Genomic DNA, 2,258 nt, shown 5'->3' on the forward strand with positions numbered 1-2,258 from the left:
TGCAGGTTCAGCTGGAGGCGTACAACCGGCGCGACCTGGAAGGATTCCTGGCCACGTATTCGCCGGAGATCCGCATCTACCTGCACCCCGATCGCCTTCTGATGTCCGGCCTGGACCAGATGCGCAAGGAGTACGGCGAAGCGTTCGCGGCCAATCCCAACGGCCGGGCCGCCATCACCAGCCGCATGGTGCAGGGCAACTACGTCATCGACCACGAGCATGTGACTGGGCAGGCGGACGGAAGGGAGATCCGCGCCGTGGCCATCTACGAGGTGCGCGACGGAAAGATCCGGAACGTCTGGTTCATCGACTAGTCGGGAGAGGGAGCGGCGGATGCGCTCGATCCTTTCGGCCCACCCGTTCCAGGAGGTCCTGATGCTGCCACGAACCTGCCTGCTTTACCTGCTGCTGCTCGGCTGCGCCCCGGGCCCCCACTCCGCTGCCGGGCGTGCGGCAGAAGTGCGGACGGCGATGGGCGCGGCAACCGGCGTGGCCCACGCCGACAGCGGCACGGGGCCGCGGCAGCACCGGATGATCCCGCTGGGTCCGATGTCGGGGGACGTGCAGATCCTGTACGGCGATCCCGACGTACCCGGCCAGCCCTTCGTCATGCGCATCCGCGAGCTTCCCGGCACCATCGTTCCGCCGCACTCGCATCCCGTCGACGAGCACATCACCATCGTGCAGGGCACGTGGTACTTCGGCATTGGCGCGGCGTTCGACTCCACGGCGCTCCGGGAACTGAAGACCGGTTCGTACGCTTTTGCGCCCAGCGGCACCACGATGTTCGCGACGTCGCCGGAACCGGCCATCGTGCAGGTGCATGGTGTGGGGCCGTTCCACATCCACTGGCGCGACGGCCTGACGACCTTTGACGATGCCGAGGCGGAATCCACGTTCCGCTTCCGGCGTGGCGACGAGGTGGTAGCGCCGCGCGGGCGCGGCCGCATCCGGCACGGCTACGCGTCGGGCACGCTGATCCAGTACGAGATCGAAGGCGCCGACGGCCTGTTCATGGCCCAGGAGCGCGACCTGCGGCGGCCGTGAGGCGCCGACCAGCGATCCGAAAAGCACATGTCGATTTCCCCGGTCGTGGTTCGTCGTGATGGTAGAGGCGGCCGCTGACCCGGTCCATCCCACCGGGCGCCCCCTCCCGAACCCGACACAGGAGGAGCACCGATGCAGACCACGGCCACGATCGATCAGGGACGTCCCGCGGCGGGATTCGCGCGAGCAGCGACGGCTGTACAGCCCGGCAGGGGAATGGTGTGGGCAAGGCGCGCGATCAGCGGTTTCGTGTCCGTCTTCCTGCTCTTCGACGGGGCGGCGCGGCTGGTGCGGTTTGCGCCGTACGTGGAGGGCACGGTGAAGTTCGGGTATCCGGAGCACCTCGCGTCGCCCATCGGCCTGGTGCTGCTCGCGGCGGCGCTGCTGTATGTGATCCCGCGCACGGCCGTGCTCGGCGCCATCCTGCTGACTGGCTACCTGGGCGGCGCCACGGCGTCGCACGTGCGTGTGGAAGACCCGTTCTTTCTCTTCGCGGCGACGTTCGGCGTGCTGGTCTGGGCGGGGCTGTACCTGCGCGAGCCGCGGCTGCGCGCGCTGATTCCGCTGCGGGCCTGAGCTGCCGCGTCGCCGCCGACGCGGAGCGCGGCTGACGATTATCTGGAGACACTGGATGCGCGCTTCGACGCGAATGGCGATCACAGCGCGCACCGTTCTCGGTCTTGGACTGGTCATGGCCTGCGCCGAATCAGCCGCGGCGCAGACCGTGACGGCGTTCAGCATGCGGCTGGACAACGACATCCTGGCGCTCCGCGGCCGCGGAGCGCCTCCCGACTACGACTACACGCACGGGCTGCACATCCGGGCGGAACTGGGCCGCAATCCGGGTCCGCTCGCGGTCCTTCAGGCGTGCGCCGCGGACGGTGATGCGCTCCCGTGCCTGCGCACCCGGCTGCACGCGGGCCAGGAGATCTACACGCCGCGCCGCGACGCGCCCACGCCGCTGGAGGGCGAGCGGCCCTACGCTGCCTGGCTGTACGCCGGCGCGGAGGCCGTGGTCGACGGGCCCGGACGGCAGCGGTCGCTGGTCGTGCAGATGGGGGTCGTGGGCCCGGCGGCGCTGGGCGAGCCGGTGCAGAACGGGGTGCACCGGCTGAACGGTTCCCAGCCGCAGGTGGGTTGGGCGCACCAACTGGGTACCGAGCCGGGGCTGCTGGTGCGGTACCGCGACGAGCGGAAGGTGGAGATGGATC

General features: G+C 69.8%; 4 protein-coding genes. All 4 read left to right on the plus strand.

All coding sequences use genetic code 11. The features are described from left to right. Positions 1 to 314: nuclear transport factor 2 family protein (locus tag VIB55_RS04630; protein WP_331875498.1), on the plus strand; the 314-nt coding region annotated here is incomplete at its 5' end. 19 nt (positions 315 to 333) lie between these two features. Further along, on the plus strand, positions 334 to 1,047 hold the full coding sequence (locus VIB55_RS04635) for a cupin domain-containing protein (RefSeq protein WP_331875499.1): 714 nt from the start codon (positions 334 to 336) through the stop codon (positions 1,045 to 1,047). Positions 1,048 to 1,179: 132 nt separating this feature from the next. After that, complete coding sequence (locus VIB55_RS04640) at positions 1,180 to 1,623, plus strand: DoxX family protein (RefSeq protein WP_331875500.1); 444 nt, start codon at positions 1,180 to 1,182, stop codon at positions 1,621 to 1,623. A 73-nt stretch (positions 1,624 to 1,696) separates the two neighbouring features. After that, positions 1,697 to 2,258 (plus strand): lipid A-modifier LpxR family protein (locus tag VIB55_RS04645; protein WP_331875501.1); only part of this gene is annotated, 562 nt, incomplete at its 3' end.

The organism is Longimicrobium sp. (assembly GCF_036554565.1).
In the GTDB taxonomy this organism is placed as follows: Bacteria; Gemmatimonadota; Gemmatimonadetes; order Longimicrobiales; family Longimicrobiaceae; genus Longimicrobium.

What these genes read in the sequence shown, in the direction of transcription:
- VIB55_RS04640 (WP_331875500.1), top strand. Translation starts at nt 1,180, where the DNA reads ATGCAGACCACGGCCACGATCGATCAGGGACGTCCCGCGGCGGGATTC.
- VIB55_RS04635 (WP_331875499.1), top strand. Translation starts at nt 334, where the DNA reads ATGCGCTCGATCCTTTCGGCCCACCCGTTCCAGGAGGTCCTGATGCTG.